Source organism: Streptomyces sp. NBC_00440 (genome assembly GCF_036014215.1).
Taxonomy (GTDB): domain Bacteria; phylum Actinomycetota; class Actinomycetes; order Streptomycetales; family Streptomycetaceae; genus Streptomyces.
In genome coordinates, this window is the sequence record NZ_CP107921.1 from 2069440 (window position 1) to 2090158 (window position 20719).

Sequence of the window (20719 nt, forward strand, 5' to 3'; positions counted from 1 at the left end):
GGTACACACCATGGGCAACATCAAACTCGGCCTGAACCTGGAGTTCGCCCGCTTCGAGAACGGGTCCTTCGACTGGGCCATGGACCAGGCCGCGGCCATCGGCTACAAGTACGTCGAGCCAATGGTCCACTGGGGCCGTGAACTGCTCAGCGCGGCCGGCTACTTCCACAGTCTCTCGATGCTCGACGACCCGCTGCGTCTGAAGCACGCCGCGGAGAGCCGGGGGCTGAGCATCTCCTCGCTGTCCAGCCACGCACCGCTGGCCAAGCCGGAGGTCAGCGTCGAGTACCTGCGCCAGTCCATCCGCTACGCCGCCGAGTGCGGCGCCCCCATGATCATGATTGACGACGGGCCGCTGCCGTCCTGGACCACCGAAGAGGAGAACTACACCCTCATGCGGTACACGCTCCAGGAGGCGGCCCTGGTGGCGGAGGCGCGGGGCATCGCCATCGCGATCGAGACGCACGGCGAGTACACCGCCACGCCCGAGCGGCTCGACCGCCTCATGGGGCTCGTCGACAGCCCGGCGCTGACCATCAATCTCGACACCGGCAACAGCTATCTGAGCGGCAACGACCCGCACCAGTGGTTGGAGGACATCGTCGGCCGCGTCACCCACCTGCACGCCAAGGACATATCGCACGAGGACGCCGCACGTTACCGGGGCAAGGTACGCGGCATGCTCGGCTGCGCCTGCGGCGAAGGGGTCATCGACTGGGACCGCGTCGTCGCCACACTCGCCCGCGCCGATCACGAGTTGGTGCTCTCCGTGGAGTGCGCGTCCCTGGAAGCGGCCACCAAGAGCTACCAGCACCTGTCCGGGCTCATCGACAAGCACGCGCCCTGAGGGACGCCGTACGAGCAACTTCTCGTCGGGGCAAGGGTACGGTCATGCCGTGGGCGCGACCCGGTACCACCTGGCCAACTGCACTCGGTGCAAGGCGAGTAGGAGAACGTGATGGCTGTTGATGACGGCGAGTTCCGGAAGAAGATCCGGTCGGACGTACCGCACTCCGCGCGGGTGTGGAATGCGTGGCTCGGCGGGAAGGACAACTACCGGGTGGACCGGGAGCTGGCCGCCGCGGTGACCGCCGCGTACCCGCAGATGGCCGATATCGCGCAGGCTTCGCGGGCGTTCCAGGCTCGGGCGGTCCACCACCTGGCCTCCTTGGGTGTGCGTCAGTTCCTGGACGTGGGAACCGGGCTGCCGGTGGAGAACAGCACTCACGAGGTCGCGCAGTCCGTCGCACCGGACGCCCGGATCGTCTACGTCGACAACGACCCCATCGTCCTGGTCCATGCCACGGCGCTGCTGGTCAGCGCTCCGGAGGGCCGGACGGACTATGTGGAGGGGGATCTGTCCGACACGGACGCGGTGGTGGACGAAGCAGCGAAGACGCTGGACCTGTCCGAGCCGGTGGCCGTGCTTCTGCTGTCGACCCTGGGACATCTGACCCCGGCCGACGGGATCAAGGTGGTTCAGCGATACATGGCCCGGATGCCGTCGGGAAGCTATCTGGTGCTCTGCGACACGGTGAAGACACCGCAGACGCTGGCGGCGCAGAAGGCGTACGACTCGGGCGACAACCCTCCCTACCTCGTACGGGAACCGGAAGAGATCACCCGATGCGCCGATGGCCTGGAACTGGTCGAACCGGGCTTCGGATCCATCGCGTTCTGGCGCCCGACGGAAGAGAACCCCACAGCCGTCGACCAGTGGGGACTCGTCGCCCGTAAGCCCTGAGCGGGGCCGCACCGGGTATGCGAAAGGGCCTCTGACCAGCAATTAAGCTGGCCAGAGGCCCCTTGCGACAGGACGAGCCGGCCTGTACGCCGGGTTCTGTCGCCCGGAAACCTCGCGGTCGCCGGGGAGACGGCCATCCATCTACGACCGGCATTGCTGCCGGCCTCCTGCGGTCTACCCGCGGACTCGGGCGAGCAGCCCTCGAACGTCCGCGCAAAGCCGTCGTGCGACGGCCTCTCTTGACCTTGCTCCAGGTGGGGTTTACCTAGCCGCCTGAGTCACCTCAGGCGCTGGTGGTCTCTTACACCACCGTTTCACCCTTACCAGGGGCCTTGCGGACCCCGGCGGTCTGTTTTCTGTGGCACTGTCCCGCGGGTCACCCCGGGTGGCCGTTAGCCACCACCTTGCTCTGTGGAGCCCGGACGTTCCTCGGGAAGATCCGGAGGATCTCCACGCGGCCGTCCGGCCGACTCGTCTGCCGTACCGGCCATGCTACCTGCGGGTCGACGCCCCCCGTACCCGGACTTCAGACGAAGTCGGCGGTCTCCAGCTCGAAGCCGAAGGGCTCCGGGAGGGCCAGCGACTTGCCGAACGGGATGGTGCAGTGCTGCCGGTAGTCGTCGGCCTCCGGGTCGCTGAACAGCGTCACCGAGGACTCCTCGCGGTCGACGAGAAGGTAGAGGGGAATGGCCCCGCGTGCGTAGCAGCGGCGTTTGCCCTCCCGGTCGGCCTGCGGCTTGCTGGAGGTGACCTCGGCCACCAGGGCCACACCGTCACAGGGCATCCAGGGCTCGGCGCCCCGGAACAACCGCTGAGCGGTGGGGGCGAACGTGCCATCGGGGATGGCGTGGTTCTTGGGGCAGGCTCCGCCGCTCCGCAGCTTCAGGCCTTTGTTCCCAGAGAGATCCATCTCCGTCCGCGAACGTCTGATCACCTGCTTCGCCACCAGATTGATGTAGTCCTCATGATCCCCGTCCGGCGGCGGCGTCACGACAATCTCCCCCTCGATCAGCTCCGCGCGGAAGCCCTCCGGCGTCTCCAGCGCCAGGAAGCCCTCCAGCAGGACCTCTGCCTGCGTGAGCGGTTCATGCGGAATGGCAGTCATGTCACGCCCCTTCCTCGGTCGCTCGCCAGCGTGGGACATCAGCTGCTCCACTGTCCGTGAGATGGGAGATCTTCCCCCGATCGTGGCACACGCCGGTACGGGCCGGGCGCTGCTCCCGGTTCCTGTGGCGAATGCGTCGGAACCGGCTGGGCCGCAGGGAGACGGGCCGCCCCTCTACCCTGGTCAGACGCTGTTGTCCGTACATGAGGAGACCTGCTGTGCTCGTGCTCTTGCCGCCGTCCGAGGGAAAGGCCGTGAGCGGCTCCGGTGCCCCGCTGAAGCCGGAGTCGCTTTCGCTGCCCGGGCTGGCCGGTGCGCGGGCCGCCGTGCTGGACGAGCTCGTCGACCTGTGCGCGGCCGACGAGGAGAAGGCACGCGAGGTCCTCGGGCTGAGCGAGGGGCTGCGCGGTGAGGTCGCCAAGAACGCCGGGCTGCGGACCGCGGGCGCCCGGCCCGCCGGGCAGATCTACACCGGGGTGCTGTACGACGCGCTCGACCTCGCCTCGCTGGACGCGGCGGCGCGGCAGCGGGCCGAGGACTCGCTGATGGTCTTCTCGGGGCTGTGGGGCGCGGTACGGATCGGTGACCGGATCCCCTCGTACCGCTGCTCGATGGGTGTGAAGCTGCCGGGGCTCGGGGCGCTGGGCCCGTACTGGCGCGGGCCGATGGCCGAGGTCATGCCGGGGGCCGCGGGCGACGGGCTTGTGCTCGATCTCCGGTCCGCCGCGTACACCTCGGCGTGGAAGCCGAAGGGCGAGGTCGCCGGCCGTACGGCTTCGGTGCGGGTACTCCACGCGCCGACCCGGAAGGTCGTCAGCCACTTCAACAAGGCGACGAAGGGGCGGATCGTACGGGACCTGCTCCTCGCGGACGCGGCTCCGGCCGGGCCCGACGAGCTGGTGGAGGTGCTGCGGGAACTGGGTTACGAGGTGGAGACCCCGGCCCCGGTGAAGCCGGGGAAGCCCCGGGAGCTGGACGTCCTGGTGACCGAGATCCACTGAGCGGGATCGGGCGGGCGGGATCGGGCGGGCGGGGCCGGGCGAGGTCGGGCCGGGCCGGATCGGGCTGGGCGGTGGGGCGGGATTCGGTGGGCGCAGAGGACAGGACCCACCACGGCCGTTGCACGCTGCGCAACGCTCGTTGCGCAGGACGTGTGTGCCGGGGCAGGATGCCTGTATGACTTCCGTGCTTGACCTCGCCCCCGTCGTCCCTGTAGTCGTCATCGACGATGCCGCCGATGCCGTGCCGCTGGCGCGGGCCCTGGTCTCGGGCGGGCTGCCCGCGATCGAGGTAACGCTGCGGACGCCCGCCGCGCTCGACGCGATCCGCGCCATCGCCGCCGAGGTTCCGGAGGCCGTGGTCGGCGCCGGCACGGTGATCTCCCCCGACGGGGTGGCGCAGGCGGTGGCCGCGGGGTCCCGGTTCCTGGTCAGCCCCGGCTGGTCGGACCGGCTGCTCGGCGCGATGACCGAATCCGGCGTGCCGTTCCTGCCGGGGGTCTCCACCACGTCCGAGGTCGTGGAGCTGCTGGAGCGCGGGATCACCGACATGAAGTTCTTCCCCGCGGAGGCGGCGGGCGGCACGGCCTATCTCAAGTCCCTGGGCGGGCCGCTTCCGCAGGCCAGGTTCTGCCCCACGGGCGGTATCTCGCTGGCGTCGGCGCCCTCGTATCTGGCGCTGCCCAACGTGGCATGCGTGGGGGGTACTTGGATGCTGCCGGCCGATGCGGTGGCGGCGCGGGACTGGGACCGGGTGGAGCTGCTGGCCCGGGGCGCCGCGGCGCTGCGCGGCTGAACCACCGGGGGTCCGGCCCCGCACGGCCGGCCCCCGGTCCCGCACGGCCGGCCCCGGCCCCCGCTCGGCCCAACTCGCCCTGCTGCTCGGAGCTTCAGCGCTCAGCGCAGGTGCGACGTGTCGTTCAGCGCCCGTACGGACGCGTTGCCGTCGGCGTAGTACGCCACCGTCGACACCGAGGCCGCCGACAGCTCCATCCGGAACAGGGACTCCGGCGGTGCGCCCAGCGCGAGCCGTACCAGCGTCTTGATCGGTGTGACGTGCGTGACCAGCAGGGCTGTCGTACCCCGGTGGCGTTCGATCAGGCGGTCGCGGGCCGCGGCGACCCTGCGGGCCACCGTCGCGAAGCTCTCGCCGCCACCCGTCGGCGCCGCCTTCGGCGAAGCGAGCCAGGCGTCCATGTCGGCCGGGTAGCGTTCGCGTACCTCGCCGAAGGACAGCCCCTCCCAGGCGCCGAAGTCCGCCTCGCGCAGGCCCTCTTCGATCCGTACCTCCAGACCCAGCCGGTCGGCGACCGTCCGGGCCGTCTCACGGCAGCGGCGCAGGGGTGAGGAGACAACCGCCTGGATCGTGCCGCGGGCCGCGAACGCGGTCGCGGCGTCGGCCGCCTGTCCGCGGCCGACGGCCGACAGCTCGGGGTCCGTGCCCCCGCTGCCGGAGAACCGCTTCTGCGGAGTGAGCGCCGTCTCGCCGTGGCGCAGCAGGACGAAGGTCGCCGGGGCGCCCAGATCGGCCGGGGCCGCCCAGCCGACGGCCGGCGCCGCAGCAGCGGAGTCCCGGGCGGACCCGCCCCGGGCAGCCTCGTCGTGAACAGCGGCGCCCCGGGCCGTGAATTCCGCTGTCGAGGCGGACGGCTCCCACTGCCTGCCGTCCCGGCCCGCGTCCATCGCCTCGTTGGCGAGCCGGTCCGCGTGCTTGTTCTGCGCGCGCGGGATCCACTCGTACGTCACCTGCGGGCCGGGCAGCACCGCCGCCGCCTGAGCAGCCAGCGGCTTCATGTCGGGGTGCTTGATCTGCCAGCGCCCCGACATCTGCTCGACGACGAGCTTGGAGTCCATCCGGACCCGGATCCGGGCCGCCGGGTCCAGCGCGGCGGCTGCGCGCAGCCCGGCGATCAGGCCCCGGTACTCGGCCACGTTGTTCGTCGCGATGCCGATGTACTCCGCGGCCTCGGCGAGCGTCTCCCCGCTGACCGGGTCGAGTACGACGGCGCCGTAGCCGGCGGGCCCCGGGTTGCCCCGGGAACCGCCGTCCGCCTCCACGACGAACTCCCGCATCAGATGCCCGAGTCGGCCGTGCGCACCAGGATGCGACGGCAGTTCTCGCACCGCAGCACCGTGTCGGGGGACGCCGCCTTGACCTCGTTCACCTCGGTGATGTTGAGCTCCAGGCGGCAGCCCTCGCAGCGCCGCTGGTAGAGCCGGGCCGCGCCCACGCCGCCCTGCTGCTCCCGCAGCTTCTCGTAGAGCTTCATCAGGTCGGCGGGGACCGAACCGGCCACGACCTCGCGCTCCTTGGTGAGCGTGCCGGTCTCCCGGTCGATCTCCGCGGCGGCCACGTCCCGGCGCTCGGTGGCATCGGCCACCTTGGCCTCGACGGACGAGACGCGCTCGGTCAGTTCGGCGGCCCGCTCCTGGGCGGACTCGCGGCGCTCCATGACCTCCAGGACCACGTCCTCCAGGTCGCCCTGGCGCTTGGCCAGCGAGGCGATCTCGCGCTGGAGGTTCTCCAGGTCCTTGGGCGAGCTGACCGCGCCGGAGTCGAGGCGCTGCTGGTCGCGGACCGAGCGCTGGCGGACCTGGTCGACGTCCTGCTCGGCCTTGGTCTGCTCGCGGGCGGTGTCGCTCTCCTCGGTCTGCACGGCGACGCGCAGATCACGGAGCTGGGTGAGGTCCTTCGTCAGGGAGTCGATCTCGGCGTGCTCCGGCAGCGACTTGCGCTTGTGCGCGAGCTGCGACAGGCGTACGTCGAGGGACTGGACGTCGAGAAGTCGGATCTGGTCGGCGTGCGCGGCGTTCAGTTGGGGGCTCCAGAATGATCGGTTGCGGTGGACGCCGCGTGGGCGGTCCAGGGGTCTGTGACCGTACGGGACACATGGGTGCGCAGACCCCATCCGTTGCGGTCGGAAATCTCGTCGAGCTGGGCCGCGGCCTGGGTGCACCAGGGCCACTCGGTGGCCCAGTGCGCGGCGTCGAGCAGGCCGAGCGGTGACTGCTGCACGGCCTCCGACACCGGGTGGTGGCGCAGGTCAGCGGCGAGGAAGGCATCGACTCCGGCCGCGCGTGCCCGGCCGAAGAGGCTGTCGCCTGATCCGCCGCTGACCGCGACGGTACGGACGAGTGCGTCGGGGTCGCCCGCTGCGCGGACACCCTGCGCGGTGGCGGGCAGCCGGGCGGCGGCCAGTGCGGCGAACTCCCGCAGCGGCAGCGGATGGTCCAGCTCGCAGACGCGGCCGAGACCGCGGCGGCCGAGCGGATCGGTGGGGTCCGGTACGAGCGGACCCACCACCCGCAGGTCCAGCGCGCCCGCGAGGGCGTCGGAGACCCCGGGGTCGGCGGTGTCGGCGTTGGTGTGCGCGACGTGCAGGGCGATGCCGTGTCTGATCAGGGTGTGAATGACCCGGCCCTTGAAGGTGTCGGCCGCGACCGTGGTCGTACCGCGCAGATAGAGCGGGTGGTGCGTGACGATCAGCTGGGCACCGAGCTTCACGGCCTCGTCGGCGATCTCCTGGACGGGGTCGACGGCGAAGAGGACGCGGTCGACGGTGTCACGGGGGTCCGCGGGGTCACCGCAGACCGTGCCGACGGCGTCCCAGGATTCGGCCCGCTCGGGCGGCCACAGGGCGTCGAGTGCGGAGAGGACTTCAGACAGACGGGGCACGGTTACCAGGTTACCTGCGCCCCGTGCCCCTGCTGCCGGTCGGTCCCGCCGGACCGCCTGCCCGGCCGGGTCCCGGCCCGCGGTCCTACTTGACCAGGTAGCTCTGGAGGTCGTCGAGGACCTTGTTGGCCGCCGTCACACCGAGACCGAGGTACCAGGTCTCGTCCGGGACGTTCTTCGCCTGTCCGTCCTTGACCGCCTTGAGGTTCTTCCAGAGCGGGTTGGCCTGGACGGTGTCGCGCTTGGTCGCCTTGGGGTCCCCGTACACGCCGGTGAAGATCCAGTCCGCGTCGGCCGAGTCGATCTTCTCGGGGCTGATCTCCACCGCGAGGTCCTTCACCTGCTGGCTCTTGGGCCGCGGCAGCCCGGCGTCCTTGAGGATCGTGCCGATGAAGGAGTCCTCCGCGTAGAGGCGGATCCGGTCGGGCATGTAGCGGACCATCGAGATGGTGGGCTTGTGGGGGCCGACGTCGGCGCCCAGCTTCCTGGCGCGCTTCTCGTACGCGCCGAGCTCGGCCTCGGCCTGGGCGGTCCGGTCCAGGGCCGCGGCGTTCAGCAGGTAGTTCTGCTTCCAGGTGAAGCCGGGGCGGATGGAGAAGACGGTCGGCGCGATCTTCTTGAGCTGGTCGTACTTGTCCGCGGCGCGCAGCTGGCTGCCGAGGATCAGGTCCGGGTGGAGGTTGGCGATGGCCTCCAGGTTGAGGCTGTTGATGGTGCCGACGTTCTTCGGGTTGCCCGCGTTCTTCTTCAGGTAGCCGGGGATGCCGTCGCTGCCCTCGGTGGGCGCGTAGCCGACGGGCTTGATGCCGAGGGAGACGACGTTGTCCAGCTCGCCGACGTCGAGCACGACGACCCGCTTGGGCTTCGCCTTGAGCACCGTCTTGCCCATGGCCTGGGTGATGGTGCGCGGGAACTGGCCGGGTTTCGCGTCGGTGCCGAGTGCGGCGGTCTTCGTCGCCGCGTCGCCGAAGTCCTTGCCTCCGGTGGCCACGTCCTTCTTGGCGGCTGCGCCGGCCTTGCTGGAACCCCCGTCACCGCTGTCGCCGCTTCCGCAGGCGGTGAGGGCGAGCGCGCCGGTGAGCGCGAGGGCGGCGGCAGCGGTGCTGCGGCGACGTACGGACATGGCGAAGCTCCTGACAGAAACCACTTAGGTGTGCCTTACCTTAAACGGCCTCCGGTCCACGAGCACATCCGCCCCCTCCCTCTCAGGCGAACACCGGGACAGCCACCCGTATGTGTGAAGCGGCAGGCCAGGGCCGACTCGGCAGGACGTGCGAAAACTAGCTTCGGTGTCCGGAGGTGACCGAAATATGACGGCCTCGGCCACGAAGACCGCGACACCGACAGCGACACCGACAGCCGTACGGACCCCCGTGCGGATCACCGTACGGACCGCCGCAGAGGACAGTGCGGAGAGCGGTCCGGAAAGCGGCGCGAAGGGCAGCGCGGAAGGCGACCGGGAAGGCGGCCCGGAGAGCAGCGCTGACAGCGGTGCTGAGAGCGGCGCCGCACCGGAGATGGACTTCACCATCACCGACGACGGGTCCTACGCCGCCCGGCTGGCCCGCCGCACCGGGGACGCCTGGTTCCCCGAGCGCTGGACCCTGGAAGGACCGGAGCCGTACGCGGTGGAGCTGCCCGGCAACCAGCCCGAGGAGCCCGGCTCCGACGTGCTGCCGATGGCCGACGGGCGGGTGCTGATCCGGCGGTCCGTGGACGGGCGGCACGCCTTCTCGCTGCTGTACCCGACCGGGCCCGGCACCGGCGAACTGCCGCTGGGCGCCGTCGAGTGCGAGCGGCTGACGCTGCTGCCGCCCGTGCCCGGTGGCTGCCGCGCGTACGCACTGGAGCCCGGCCCGCACACGACCACCGTCTGGCTGGTGGCGGGCGGCGCCTTCGGGCCCGAGCACGTCGCCGATGTGCCGGGGCGCTGCACCGGCGGGGTGTGGCTGGACCGTACGGGCCGGATGCTGGCGCTGGACCGCGAGACGGGCGGGGTCACCAAGGCCGTAGCGGTCGACCTGGAGCGGGGCGGCGAGGTCACTCCGCTGCTCCAGATCGCCGACGGAAGCGACGACCGGCTGCTGCTCGCCGACCCGGACAGCGGTCTGCTGCTCGTACGGTCGGACGCGCCGGGGGACGACCGGCTGGGCTGGGGGGTGCTGGGGAGCAGACGGCCGATCCGGTTCCCGGAGTCCCTGCGGCTCGACGACGCGGTGCTGACGCCGTTCGCCGTGCAGCCGGGGCAGATGCTCATGCCGGAGAGCTGCGGGGTCGCGCTGCGGATCGCGAGCGCGACGGGCAGCTGGCTCGGGGTGTGGCGCCCTGCGGGGCGGCGGCTGCTGCAACTGGCATCCCCCGAAGGGTGGTTGGCGGGCGCGGGGCTGTGGAGCACGGAGGGGGTGCTCCGACTGCCCTGCACCACCGGGGCCGTGCCGGTCGGCGTGCTGGACATCGCACCGCTCGGCGGGCTGCCGCTCGATCCCCGGATGGAGTCGCCGGGTGACGGGGGCACAGAACCCGCACAAACGGAAGTCGCTGGTCAGGAACCATGTGCGGCCCAGATGTCTCCTGTTGTGTGCAAGCCCGTACCGTTGCAGCAGGCGCCTCTGACGAGCCGCCCGCAGCGTGGTTAGAATCGCGGGCCTGCACACGCAGAAGTGATCGCGTACGCGTGATCACTTCAGGCACGGAAGAGCACGGCAGAGCACAACACAGCACGGCAGCACAGCACGGCAAAGAAGCGAACACAGCGATTTGACGGGGGAGATTTCCCATCATGTCTGAAGCCAGGACCGACACCGCCCAGTCGCGCCCGCAGCCTGCGGCCGCCGGCCGGGGCGAAGCCGGAGGCTCCGGAAAGCACCGGGGGGGTGCGGCGCCCACCGAGGCGTCCGAGGCGGAGACCAACGGCCGCCATCGCCGCTCGGCGGAGCAGCAGCACTCGAACGCGGCCTGACGGTCCGCGTACGCATCAACTGCGCACGCAGAACCGCGCACGGACAATTCGCTCACGCAGAATCGTTCAGGCGCAACCGCTCAGGCGCAACCGATTCACGCACAACCGCTCGCGCACAACCGATTCACGCACACCGGAAGGGCCGGTCCCCGTTTCAGGCGGGGGCCGGCCCTTCCGTCGTGCCGCCGGGGCGTCAGCCGTGTTTGAGGCCCAGCACCTCCGCGGCCGCGAAGGTCTCGTTCGGCGGGCGGTCCGCGTAGTACGGCGAGATCACCTCGTCCAGTTCCTCGTACGAGAACACCGTCTTCGCGGTGTCGAACTTCGCCGCCACCCTGGGCCGTTCCACCACGGCGACCATCCCGCCGTGCACCACGAGCAGCTGGCCGTTGACCTTCGCGGCCGCCGGGGAGGCGAGATAGCCGACGAGCGGCGAGACGTGTTCGGGTGCAAGCGAGTCCAGTTCGCCCGCGTCCGGTTCGCCGAACCCGGCGAACACGTCCTCGGTCATCCGGGTCCTGGCGCGCGGGCAGATCACATTGGCGGTGACGCCGTACTTGGCGAGTGCCAGCGCCGTCGACGTGGTGAGCCCCACGATGCCGCCCTTGGCCGCCGCGTAGTTCGGCTGGCCGGCCGAGCCTGCGAGGAACGCCTCCGACGAGGTGTTGACGATCCGGCCGTAGACCGGGCTACCCGCCGCCTTGGACCGCTCGCGCCAGTGCACCGAAGCGAAGTGGGTGGTGTTGAAGTGGCCCTTGAGGTGGACCCGGATCACCGAGTCCCACTCGTTCTCCGTCATCGAGAAGACCATCCGGTCCCGCAGGATGCCCGCGTTGTTGACCAGGATGTCGAGCTTTCCGTAGGTGTCGACGGCCAGTTGGACGAGAGCACGGGCCTGTTCGTGGTCCGCGACGTCGCCGAGGTGGGCGACCGCCTGTCCGCCGGACGCGCGGATCTCGGCGGCGACTTCTTCGGCGGGTGCGGCGGACGCCTCGCCGGAACCGTCGCGGCCCGGCTGGCCGAAGTCGTTGACGACGACGCTCGCACCGAGCCGGGCGAGTTCGAGCGCTTCGGCACGGCCGAGGCCGCGGCCGGCCCCGGTGACGATCGCGGACAGGCCATCAAGTGGCAAGGACATGGACGAGCTCTCCTTACGGGTCTGCGGGTGCCGGCGCTCCGGCTCCGGGCGCACCGGGCACTCTCGTACTCAGGGCGCCAGGGGCGCCGGTGCTGCGGTGGTCAGATCTCGATGCAGGTGCGCAGCGCCTCGCCGGAGCGCATCTGGTCCAGCGCGTCGTTGATCCCGGCGAGTTTGACCCGGTGGGTGATCAGCCCTTCGAGGTCGATGCGGCCGGACCGCCAGAGCGAGATGGCCCGCTCGTACGAACGGACCACGTCCCCGCCGCCGTACATGGAGGGCAGGATCCGCTTCTCGTCGAAGAACAGCTCGAACATGTTGAGCTGGAGGAAGTCGTCCATGGCGCCAGCGCCGACGATGCAGAGGGTGCCGCCGCGCCGGGTCGTCTCGTACGCCGTGCGGGCGGTGGCCGACTTGCCGACGACCTCGAAGACGTAGTCGAAGCCCTCCCCCGCCGTGATGCGCTGCTTGGCGTCGTTCAGCGCGTCCGGCGCGACGGCCTCCGTCGCGCCGAAGGTCAGCGCGGCCTCCCGGCGGGAGGCCACCGGGTCGACGGCGATGATCTGCGACGCGCCCCTGAGCCGTGCGCCCTGGATGGCGGAGATGCCGACGCCTCCGCAGCCGATCACCGCGACCGACGAACCGGCCTCCACATCGGCGGTGTTGATGGCGGCGCCGAGGCCGGTGGTCACTCCGCAGCCGATGAGCGCCGCGATCTCGAACGGCACGTCGTCGGGGATCGGCACCGCGCAGCCGGCGCCCACGACGACCTCCTCGGTGAAGGTGCCGGTCCCGGCGAAGCCGAAGACATCGCCGCCGGGGCGCTTGAAGTTGGGGGTGCCCGCGTTCATGAAGCCGGCGAGGCAGAGTTCGGTCTGGCCGCGTTTGCAGGCCGGACAGACGCCGCAGGCGGGCAGCCAGCAGATCACCACCCGGTCGCCCTGTTTGACGCCCGTCACCCCGTCGCCAACGTCGAGGATCTCGCCGGCGCCCTCGTGGCCGGGCACGAACGGCGCGGGCTGCGGCAGCACCCCGTTCATCGCCGAGACGTCCGAGTGACAGAGGCCGGTGGCCCGGACCCTGATCCTGACCTTGCCGGGGCCGAAGCCCACCGCCTCGATGTCGTCGAGGACTTCGAGCTTGTCCTGGCCAATCTCGTGCAGTACGGCTGCGCGCATGGTGCGGCTCCTCACATACGGCTGGTTCTGATGGATCAGGAGTGGATGGCCGGGCGGCCTCAGTGGTGGGTGACGACCGTGTCGGCGAGTACCGGCGCCTCGTCCCGCTCGACGGCCGAGACCGTCACCCGGACCTGACCCGGCGACTGCCACATCCGGATCCTGAGCGTCTCGCCGGGGAAGACGACACCGGCGAAGCGGGTGGTGTACGAGTCGACGCGGGCCACGTCGCCACCCAGGGCCGTGTCGACCACGGCCTTCAGCGTCATTCCGTACGAGCAGAGCCCGTGCAGGATGGGCCGGTCGAACCCGGCGAGCTTGGCGAACTCCGGGTCGGCGTGCAGTGGGTTCCAGTCCCCGGAGAGCCGGTAGAGCAGCGCCTGGTCCTCACGGATCAGGCGGTCCTCGGTGCGGTCGGGGGCGCGGTCGGGGACGTCGAGCCGCGCGGAGGGGCCGCGCTCGCCGCCGAAGCCGCCCTCGCCGCGTACGAAGATCTGCGAGTCGCTGGTCCACAACGGGCCCTGCTCGTCCGAGACTTCGGAGCGCAGCACGATGACGGCCGCTTTCCCCTTGTCGTACACCGCCTGGACCCGGGCGGTGGACCGCGCCGACGCCTTGACGGGGATGGGCCGGTGCAGGGTGATGGTCTGCCCGCCGTGCAGGACGGACGCCAGGTTCACATCGATGCCCGGTGCGGCGAGCCCGCCCATCAGCGCCATGCCGGCGCCCGCGACGGTCGCGAAGCTGGGCAGGACATGGAGCCTGGACTCCAGGGTGTAGCGCAACTCGTCGGCGTCGGTGGCCGGCCGGCCGGCGCCGATTCCCAGGTGGTAGAGCTGGATGTCCTTGTGGTCCCAGGCGATCTCGCCGGAGCGGGGCTCGGCGGCGATGGCCTGCGCGGCATCAATGGGCATGGGGCAAGCGCTCCTTGACGGTGGAAAGACCTCGGTGCGACCGTCCGCACCGTCAGGCGCACCGAGGTCGTACGGGACCGGCCTCCGGCGCCCTTTGTAGAACGCGTTCTAGGCCGATGGCCCCATGTATAACGCACCCCTCATGAGTTGTGAAGACTGCTGACGCCACGTCAGATTCGGGTCGGACGAACGGCCCGCGACATCCGGCCACTGCGGCCGGGGCCCGTACAGCCGGCCCTCGGCATCCGGCCACCACAGCCGGGCCACCGCGCGCGGCCGTGACATTTGTCCCGGGCAGCTGCGTACAACCGCATCTGTCCGCGGAACGCCGCGGCTCCGTAGCGTGTGGGGCATGACGCAGACAGCAGACACCGGACCCGCGGTGAGCTTCACGGGAGCGGTCAAGACGTTCGGGGCGGTGCGGGCCGTGGACGGCGCCGACCTGGAGATCCGCCGGGGGGAGACCGTCGCCCTGCTGGGGCGCAACGGGGCCGGAAAGTCCACCACGATCAGTCTGCTGCTCGGCCTCGACGAGCCCGACAGCGGGCAGGTGCGGGTCTTCGGCCGGACACCCGAGCAGGCGGTCGCGGCCGGGCTCGTGGGCGCGATGCTCCAGGCGGGGCAGCCCATCCCGCGCGTGACGGTGCGGGAGCTGGTCGCCTTCGTGGCCAGTACGTATCCGCGCCCGCTCCCGGTCGACGAGGCGCTGGACATGGCCGGGCTCGGCGAGTACGGGGCACGCCGGGTCGACAAGCTCTCCGGTGGCCAGATGCAGCGGGTCAGGTTCGCCGTCGCGCTCGCCGGGAATCCGGAGCTGATCGTGCTCGACGAGCCGACGGCCGCGCTCGACGTGGAGGCCAGGCGGGCGTTCTGGGACTCGATGCGGGCGTACGCACAGCGCGGGAACACCGTCCTCTTCTCCACGCACTATCTGGAGGAGGCCGACAGCAACGCCGACCGCATCGTGGTCATCCACCAGGGCCGCATCGTCGCCGACGGCAGCTCCGAGCTGCTCAAGCGGGCGGCAGGCGGCAGCCTGGTCTCCTTCGACCTCGCGGGGGCCGGCTCCGGGGGGCTCCAGACGCTGCCCGGTGTCACCGCCGTGGAGATCCGCGGGGACCGGGCCTCGCTGCGTACGGACGACTCGGACGCCACCGTCGTCGCCCTGGCGGAGCAGGGCGCGATCCGCGGCCTCGCGGTCGCCCCTGCGACGCTGGAGGACGCCTTCCTGGCCCTCACCGCGCAGGACGCCCCTGACGACACCCCTCCCGGCCCCGGATCTGCCGGGATCTCCCCGCGCACTGGACAGAAGGCAGCGGTCTGATGCTGGAATACGTGAAGCTCGAAGTGCGGCGGACGCTGCGCGACCCCGGGTTCGTCATCTTCGGCATCGGTATGCCGGTGGTGATGTATCTGCTGTTCACCAACATCGGCCCGAGCAACCCGGACTCGGCGGCCTGGCGGGTCACCTCGATGGTCGGTATGGCGGCATACGGCGCGCTGGGCGCCGCCCTGGGAGTCGGCACCGGGGTCGCTTCGGACAAGTCCCTCGGCTGGCTGCGCCAGTTGCGGGTGACTCCGCTGCCGCCCACGCAGGTGGTGCTGGGCCGGGCGGTCTCCGGTTCGGTGACCGTGCTGCCGGGGATCGTGGCGGTGCTCCTGGCCGGTGCGCTCGTCAACGGCGTACGGATCGACGCCTGGCAGTGGGCCGTCCTCACGCTGCTGCTGTGGGTCGGCGCGCTGCCGTTCACACTGCTCGGGATCGGGAACGGATACCGGCTGACCGCCCAGACCACGGGCGTGGTGAACGTGGCCTGTCTGATGGGGCTCGCCATCGTGGGCGGTCTGTGGTTCCCGGTCGACGCCTTCCCCGGCTGGCTGCGGTCCGTCGCCCGCTACACCCCGACCAACCGCTTCGCCGAGCTGGGCTGGTCCACCACCCAGGGCAGTGCGCCCGCCCTCTCCACGGTGGCGGTGCTCGCCGCCTGGCTGCTGGCGTTCGGCACGTACGCGGTGATCTCGTACCGTCGGTCCGCGAAGACCGTGTGACGGGAGAGAACATGCACGCGAAGCTGGACCTGCTGAGACGGCACCACAGGACCTGGGTGCAGCGGCGGAAGGACATCAGGGCGCGGAAGCGGCCGGGCCCGCCGAACGCCTTCACGCTGCTGCCGTGGCTGCTGCTCGGCCTGGGCAGCTTCTCCAATCTGATCGGCGGCGAGACCCCCAACCCGTGGATCGGCGGGGTCGGGCTGCTGGCCTTCAACTCCCTGTACGTATCCGTGGCGTTCCGGGCGTTCAACAAGGAGAAGCGCCAGAGCCGTACGACGCTCTGGCTGCTCGGCGCGCTGGCGGCCATCACCTACGGTCTGGCTCTCGGCTACGGGGGCAGCTGGCTGCTGTACTTCCCGCTGCTCTCGCTGGCTGTCGGCACCACGCTGCGCGACCGGCGGCTCGGCTTCACCCTGATGGTCATCTCCGGCTCCGCCGGGTACATCTCGGGCAGCGAGGGGCACAGCCCGTGGGACCCCTGGACCCTGGGGTACGGCACGTTCATCTCGGGCGCTGTGACCGCCGGGCTCCTGGCGCTCTCCGAAACCGTCATGGAACTGCGTGCCACCCGTCAGGAGCTGGCCCGTTCGGCAGTCGAGAAGGAACGCCTGCGCTTCTCGCGCGACCTGCACGATCTGCTGGGCCACACCCTCTCGGTGATCGTGGTGAAGTCGGAGGCGGCCCGGCGGCTCGCACCGCGCGACATCGACGCGGCGCTCGGCCAGATCTCCGACATCGAGACCGTCGGCAGGCAGGCCCTCACCGAGATCCGCGAGGCGGTCACCGGGTACCGGTCCGCCAGCCTCGCCAGCGAACTGGACAGTGCCCGCTCCATGCTGACCGCCGCCGGGATCGAGCCCGTCGTACGGCAGTCGGGGCCGCCGTTGGAGCCGCAGAGCGCGTCCCTGCTCGGCTGGGTCGTCAGGGAGGCCGTCACCAACACCGTGCGGCACAGCAGGGCCACCCGGTGCGAGATCGCCGTGGACGGCGAGAAACCCGAACGTGTGCGGCTGGTGATCAGTGACAATGGGCGCGGCGTAGGCTCGACGCCACCCGGCAGCGGGCTGAAGGGCCTGACCGAACGCCTCGCGGCGGCGGGCGGCTCACTGGACGCGGGCCCCGGCCGGTCCGGCTTCCGTCTGGTGGCCGAACTGCCGGTGGAGAACGCCGCACCGGACACGGCGCCCGGGGCGGTGTGTACCCGGGAGTGACCAGCAGGCAGTGACCAGATTGGGAGAGCAGCGAATGATCCGAGTCCTCCTCGCCGAAGACCAGGGCATGATGCGGGGAGCGCTCGCTCTGCTCCTCGGCCTTGAGGAGGACATCGAGGTGGTCGCCCAGGTGGCCACCGGCGACGCGATCGTCGCGGCGGTCCTGGACGCGAACCCCGATGTGGCGCTGCTCGACATCGAACTCCCCGGCCGCAGCGGGCTCGACGCCGCCGCCGATCTGCGGACACAGGCTCCGGGGTGCCGGGTGCTGATCCTCACCACGTTCGGCAGGCCCGGCTATCTGCGCCGCGCGATGGAGGCGGGCGCCACGGGCTTCCTGGTCAAGGACGGTCCGGTGGAGGACCTGGCCGCCGCGATCCGCCGGGTGCTGGCCGGTGAGACGGTCATCGACCCCGCCCTGGCCGCGGCCGCGCTGAGCGCGGGGCCCAGCCCGCTGACCGCGCGCGAGTGCGACGTGCTGAACGCGTCGGTGGACGGTGCGACCGTCTCCGACATCGCGGGGAAGCTGCACCTCTCGGAGTCGACGGTCCGCAACTACCTCTCGTCCGCGATCGGCAAGACCGGCACCCGCAACCGCATGGAGGCCGTGCGGTCGGCCCGCCAGCAGGGCTGGCTGTAGCCCTGCGGGTGGGGCAGCTCCGCGCAGTGGGGCCGGCCGTAGCCCCGAAGTCGGGTCGCGGTCAGTCGCCGGACGGCTCCGACGCCGAGACCGGGCGGCCGATCACCGGCGTACGCACCCCGGGCATCCACACCAGCATCAGCACCGCACCGGCGAGCAGGACGAGCCCGCCGCACCGGAACGCCAGCGCGTACCCCTCGGTCAGTGCCTCCGTCCCGGTGCCGCCCCGGGTACGGGAGGCGGCGACGGTGGAGAGGACCGCGAGGCCCAGCGAACCGCCCAGCGTGCGGGAGGTGTTGACCAGACCGGAGACCAGGCCCGCGTCGCCCGGCGCCGCCCCCGATGTGGCGAGCGAGGCGAGCGGTGTCATGGAGAGACCGGCGCCGGCCATCATCAGCATGCCGGGCAGCATGATCGAGGTGAGGTACGCGCCGTGCGCGGTCATCGTCGACTGCCAGCCGAATCCGGCCACGGTGATCAGGATCCCGGCCACCGCCACGTTCTTGGCACCGAAGCGGGCCATCAGCCGCGGGGCGAACTTGGACCCGGCGATGACGCTCAACGAGCTGGGTACGAGGCCGAGTCCGGCCATGAACGGTGTGTAGCCCAGCACATTCTGGGCGTACAGCGTCATGAAGAACCACATACCGAAGCTGCCGGCACCGCAGACGAACATCGCGGCGTTGGCGGCGGCGACCGAGCGCACCCGGAACAGCTTCAGTGGCATCAGGGGCAGCGGGGTGCGCGCCTCGACGGTCAGGAACAGGCCGATGAGCGCGAGGCCCGCGAACAGCGGCACCAGCGTCGCCGCGGCCGTCCACCCCTCGGCCTCGGTCTGCACGATGCCGTACGCGAGGGTCGCCGTACCGGCGGTGACCAGCACAGCGCCGGGCAGGTCGAGCCGGCGCGCGCCGTCGGCCCGGCTCTCGGAGATCCAGCGGGCCGCGCCCAGCAGGACGAGCGCGCCGACCGGCACATTGATCAGGAGCACCCAGCGCCAGGACAGCGCGTCGGTCAGGACTCCGCCGACCAGGCCCCCCGCCGCGCCGCCGCCAGCGCCGACGGCCGTCCAGGTAGCTATGGCCCTCGCGCGGGCCGCGCCCTCCGGGACGGCCGAGGTGAGGATGGTGAGCGTCGAGGGCGCCAGCACGGCGGCGCCGAGCCCCTGCACGGCGCGCGCGGCGAGCAGTTGCCAGCCCTCCTGGGCCAGTCCCCCGGCGAGCGAGGCGAGGGTGAAGAGCCCGAGGCCGACGAGGAACATCCGCTTGCGGCCGAAGAGGTCCCCGGCCCGCCCGCCCAGCAGCATGAACCCGGCGAAGGCGATGGCGTACGCGCTCACCACCCACTGGAGTCCGGTGGCGCTGAGATCCAGGCTGGTGCGCATCGAGGGCAGGGCGACATTGACGACGGAGACGTCGAGAACCACGAGGAACTGCCCGGCGCACGCGGCGAGCACCACCAGCCAGGTGCGGGTCGGGGCGGACCGTCGCGCGGTGGTGCGGGCGTTCGAAGATGTGCGCAGCATGAGTGCCATCGTGGCATCCGTTCGTTGCACGGTGCATCCGCATATCGGCGCAGTGGCCACGGTCCGCAGGTCCTACGGCCCTTGTTGCCCCCCGGTCTGCCCTTCCGGACCGGGCGAGGCCGGAAGGGCGGACCGTGCCGGTCAGGAGGCCGGACCGGGGCGCCTCGCTCCCGTCTCGATGCCACCGCACGCCCGCCGCACTCCCGTCTCACTCCCGCAGCGCCGTCTCGCTCCCGTCTCACTCCCGCAGCAGCACCGTCCCGCTCCCGCCTCACTCCCTCCGCAGCACCATCTAGCCCCCGTCTCGCTCCCGTCTCACTCCCGCCGCAGCACTGTCACCACCGCGGCCCCGCCGAGACCGATGTTGTGCGCGAGGCCGACCCGGGCGCCCGGGACCTGCCGGCCCTCTGCCTCACCGCGCAGCTGCCAGACCAGTTCGGCCGCCTGGGCCAGGCCCGTCGCGCCCAGCGGGTGGCCCTTGGAGATCAGCCCGCCCGACGGGTTCACCACCCACCGGCCGCCATGTGTCGTCGCCCCGCTCTCCACGAGCTTGCCGGACTCCCCGTCGGCGCACATGCCCAGTGCCTCGTACGTCAGCAGCTCATTGACCGAGAAGCAGTCGTGCAGCTCGACGACGTCCACGTCCTCGATGCCGAGCCCTGACCGCTCGTACGCCTGCCGCGCCGCCTCGCGCGACATCGGCCGGCCCACCGCGTCGATGCACGAACCCGATGCGAAGCTCTCCTCGGTGTCCGTCGTCATCGCCTGGCCCGCGATCTCCACCGCCTTGTCGTGCAGGCCGTGTTCGACGACGAACCGTTCCGAGACGACGACCGCCGCTGCGGAACCGTCCGAGGTCGGCGAGCACTGGAGTTTCGTGAGCGGCCGGTGGATGGTCTTCGCCGCCAGGATCTCGTCCACCGTGTAGACGTCCTGGAACTGGGCGCGCGGGTTGTCCGCCGAGTGCCGATGGTTCTTGGCGCCGACCGCGGCCAGCTGCGCGGCGGTCGTCCCGTACCGCTCCATGTGCTCCCGCGCCGCGTTGCCGAAGATCTGGGCGGTGGGCGGCGACATCTCGAAGCCGTGTCCTGCGGCCATGATCCCGTAGTGCCTGGCCACCGGGGACGTCTTGAAGTCCCCGCTGTCCGCGCCGCCGCCGAGCGCGCCGCGCTGCATCTTCTCGAAGCCGAGCGCCAGCACACAGTCCGCGATGCCGCCCTCGACGAACTGCCGCGCCATCATCAGCGCCGTCGACGCGGTGGCGCAGTTGTTGTTGACGTTGTAGACGGGTATCCCGGTGAGCCCCAGCTCGTAGGCGGCACGCTGCCCGGCCGTGGAGGCCTGGAAGCAGTAGCCGACGGGCAGTTGCTGCACCTGCTCATAGCCGACCCCGGCGTCGGCGAGCGCCTGGGTGCCTGCCTCCTTCGCCATGTCCCAGTACTGCCAGTCACGGCTCTCCGGCTTCTCGAACTTGGTCATCCCGACGCCGACGATGTACGCCTTCATGGTCCTGTCCCGCCTCCCGGGCCCGCTGCCCCTGTCCGCGTCCGGACACACCGCCGGACGCTTCATATCTGACGAT

20 protein-coding genes and 1 other RNA gene are annotated in these 20719 nt (G+C 71.2%); 10 read left to right on the forward strand and 11 right to left on the reverse strand.

Translation table 11 applies throughout. The features are described from left to right. The first annotated feature begins 10 nt into the window (after positions 1–10). Both OHB13_RS09255 and OHB13_RS09260 read left to right on the forward strand, forming a co-directional pair. The gene (locus OHB13_RS09255) at positions 11–847 is read left to right on the forward strand and encodes a sugar phosphate isomerase/epimerase family protein (RefSeq protein ID WP_328376729.1); all 837 of its coding nucleotides are present in this window, start codon (positions 11–13) and stop codon (positions 845–847) included. A gap of 111 nt (positions 848–958) precedes the next feature. Next, on the forward strand, positions 959–1744 hold the full coding sequence (locus OHB13_RS09260; RefSeq protein ID WP_328376730.1) for an SAM-dependent methyltransferase: 786 nt from the start codon (positions 959–961) through the stop codon (positions 1742–1744). A gap of 69 nt (positions 1745–1813) precedes the next feature. Here OHB13_RS09260 and rnpB read toward each other — a convergent pair. Together rnpB and OHB13_RS09270 are read right to left on the reverse strand one after the other, a co-directional pair. Further along, positions 1814–2218, reverse strand: an RNA gene (gene rnpB / locus OHB13_RS09265) — RNase P RNA component class A. A 52-nt stretch (positions 2219–2270) separates the two neighbouring features. Further along, on the reverse strand, positions 2271–2849 hold the full coding sequence (locus OHB13_RS09270; RefSeq protein WP_328376731.1) for a Uma2 family endonuclease: 579 nt from the start codon (positions 2847–2849) through the stop codon (positions 2271–2273). Between the two features lie 218 nt (positions 2850–3067). Here OHB13_RS09270 and yaaA point away from each other — a divergent pair, with 218 nt between their 5' ends. Together yaaA and eda are read left to right on the forward strand one after the other, a co-directional pair. Then, complete coding sequence (gene yaaA / locus OHB13_RS09275; RefSeq protein ID WP_328376732.1) at positions 3068–3850, forward strand: peroxide stress protein YaaA; 783 nt, start codon at positions 3068–3070, stop codon at positions 3848–3850. A gap of 175 nt (positions 3851–4025) precedes the next feature. Continuing rightward, positions 4026–4643 (forward strand): bifunctional 4-hydroxy-2-oxoglutarate aldolase/2-dehydro-3-deoxy-phosphogluconate aldolase, encoded by a 618-nt coding sequence (gene eda, locus OHB13_RS09280; protein ID WP_266857559.1) that lies wholly within the window; start codon positions 4026–4028, stop codon positions 4641–4643. A gap of 101 nt (positions 4644–4744) precedes the next feature. On the opposite strand, the gene OHB13_RS09285 is transcribed toward eda, so the two are convergent. The 4 genes from OHB13_RS09285 to OHB13_RS09300 all read right to left on the reverse strand — a co-directional run bounded on the left by OHB13_RS09285 (position 4745) and on the right by OHB13_RS09300 (position 8646). Continuing rightward, positions 4745–5920, reverse strand: coding sequence for a bifunctional RNase H/acid phosphatase (locus OHB13_RS09285; protein WP_328380250.1), 1176 nt, complete (start codon positions 5918–5920; stop codon positions 4745–4747). Then, entirely contained in the window at positions 5920–6663 is a 744-nt protein-coding gene (locus OHB13_RS09290) for a zinc ribbon domain-containing protein (protein ID WP_266861126.1), read from the reverse strand. Before OHB13_RS09290 ends, OHB13_RS09285 begins: the two co-directional genes overlap by 1 nt. After that, positions 6660–7523 (reverse strand): Nif3-like dinuclear metal center hexameric protein, encoded by an 864-nt coding sequence (locus tag OHB13_RS09295; protein WP_328376733.1) that lies wholly within the window; start codon positions 7521–7523, stop codon positions 6660–6662. The genes OHB13_RS09290 and OHB13_RS09295 overlap by 4 nt, the downstream gene beginning before the upstream one ends. Before the next feature lie 85 nt (positions 7524–7608). Then, positions 7609–8646 carry an ABC transporter substrate-binding protein gene (locus OHB13_RS09300; protein WP_328376734.1) on the reverse strand — a complete coding sequence of 346 codons (1038 nt, stop codon included), beginning with the start codon at positions 8644–8646 and terminating at the stop codon, positions 7609–7611. A gap of 187 nt (positions 8647–8833) precedes the next feature. Here OHB13_RS09300 and OHB13_RS09305 point away from each other — a divergent pair, with 187 nt between their 5' ends. Continuing rightward, positions 8834–10159: a hypothetical protein gene (locus OHB13_RS09305; RefSeq protein ID WP_328376735.1), complete on the forward strand. Its 1326-nt coding sequence runs from the start codon at positions 8834–8836 to the stop codon at positions 10157–10159. 143 nt (positions 10160–10302) lie between these two features. Then, positions 10303–10482 carry a hypothetical protein gene (locus OHB13_RS09310; protein WP_328376736.1) on the forward strand — a complete coding sequence of 60 codons (180 nt, stop codon included), beginning with the start codon at positions 10303–10305 and terminating at the stop codon, positions 10480–10482. A 193-nt stretch (positions 10483–10675) separates the two neighbouring features. Here the strand turns inward: OHB13_RS09310 and OHB13_RS09315 are convergent, their stop codons facing one another. From OHB13_RS09315 to OHB13_RS09325, 3 genes are all read right to left on the reverse strand, one after another. Then, positions 10676–11617 (reverse strand): 3-oxoacyl-ACP reductase, encoded by a 942-nt coding sequence (locus OHB13_RS09315; protein ID WP_328376737.1) that lies wholly within the window; start codon positions 11615–11617, stop codon positions 10676–10678. A gap of 101 nt (positions 11618–11718) precedes the next feature. After that, complete coding sequence (locus OHB13_RS09320; protein ID WP_266857549.1) at positions 11719–12795, reverse strand: Zn-dependent alcohol dehydrogenase; 1077 nt, start codon at positions 12793–12795, stop codon at positions 11719–11721. A 59-nt stretch (positions 12796–12854) separates the two neighbouring features. Beyond that, positions 12855–13709, reverse strand: coding sequence for a MaoC/PaaZ C-terminal domain-containing protein (locus tag OHB13_RS09325; RefSeq protein ID WP_328376738.1), 855 nt, complete (start codon positions 13707–13709; stop codon positions 12855–12857). A gap of 352 nt (positions 13710–14061) precedes the next feature. On the opposite strand from OHB13_RS09325, the gene OHB13_RS09330 reads away from it, so the two are divergent. From OHB13_RS09330 to OHB13_RS09345, 4 genes are read left to right on the forward strand one after another with little or no spacing between them, the layout of a single operon-like run. Further along, the gene (locus tag OHB13_RS09330; protein WP_328376739.1) at positions 14062–15033 is read left to right on the forward strand and encodes an ABC transporter ATP-binding protein; all 972 of its coding nucleotides are present in this window, start codon (positions 14062–14064) and stop codon (positions 15031–15033) included. Continuing rightward, complete coding sequence (locus tag OHB13_RS09335) at positions 15033–15758, forward strand: ABC transporter permease (protein ID WP_266857543.1); 726 nt, start codon at positions 15033–15035, stop codon at positions 15756–15758. The genes OHB13_RS09330 and OHB13_RS09335 overlap by 1 nt, the downstream gene beginning before the upstream one ends. Before the next feature lie 11 nt (positions 15759–15769). Beyond that, a complete protein-coding gene (locus OHB13_RS09340; RefSeq protein ID WP_328376740.1) occupies positions 15770–16972 on the forward strand; it encodes a sensor histidine kinase in 1203 nt (400 codons plus the stop codon). Positions 16973–17006: 34 nt separating this feature from the next. Continuing rightward, a complete protein-coding gene (locus OHB13_RS09345; RefSeq protein WP_266857540.1) occupies positions 17007–17612 on the forward strand; it encodes a response regulator transcription factor in 606 nt (201 codons plus the stop codon). Between the two features lie 61 nt (positions 17613–17673). Here the strand turns inward: OHB13_RS09345 and OHB13_RS09350 are convergent, their stop codons facing one another. Then, positions 17674–19137: an MFS transporter gene (locus OHB13_RS09350; RefSeq protein ID WP_328376741.1), complete on the reverse strand. Its 1464-nt coding sequence runs from the start codon at positions 19135–19137 to the stop codon at positions 17674–17676. A 315-nt stretch (positions 19138–19452) separates the two neighbouring features. Beyond that, a complete protein-coding gene (locus OHB13_RS09355) occupies positions 19453–20643 on the reverse strand; it encodes a lipid-transfer protein (protein ID WP_266857537.1) in 1191 nt (396 codons plus the stop codon). Positions 20644–20719: the final 76 nt, after the last annotated feature.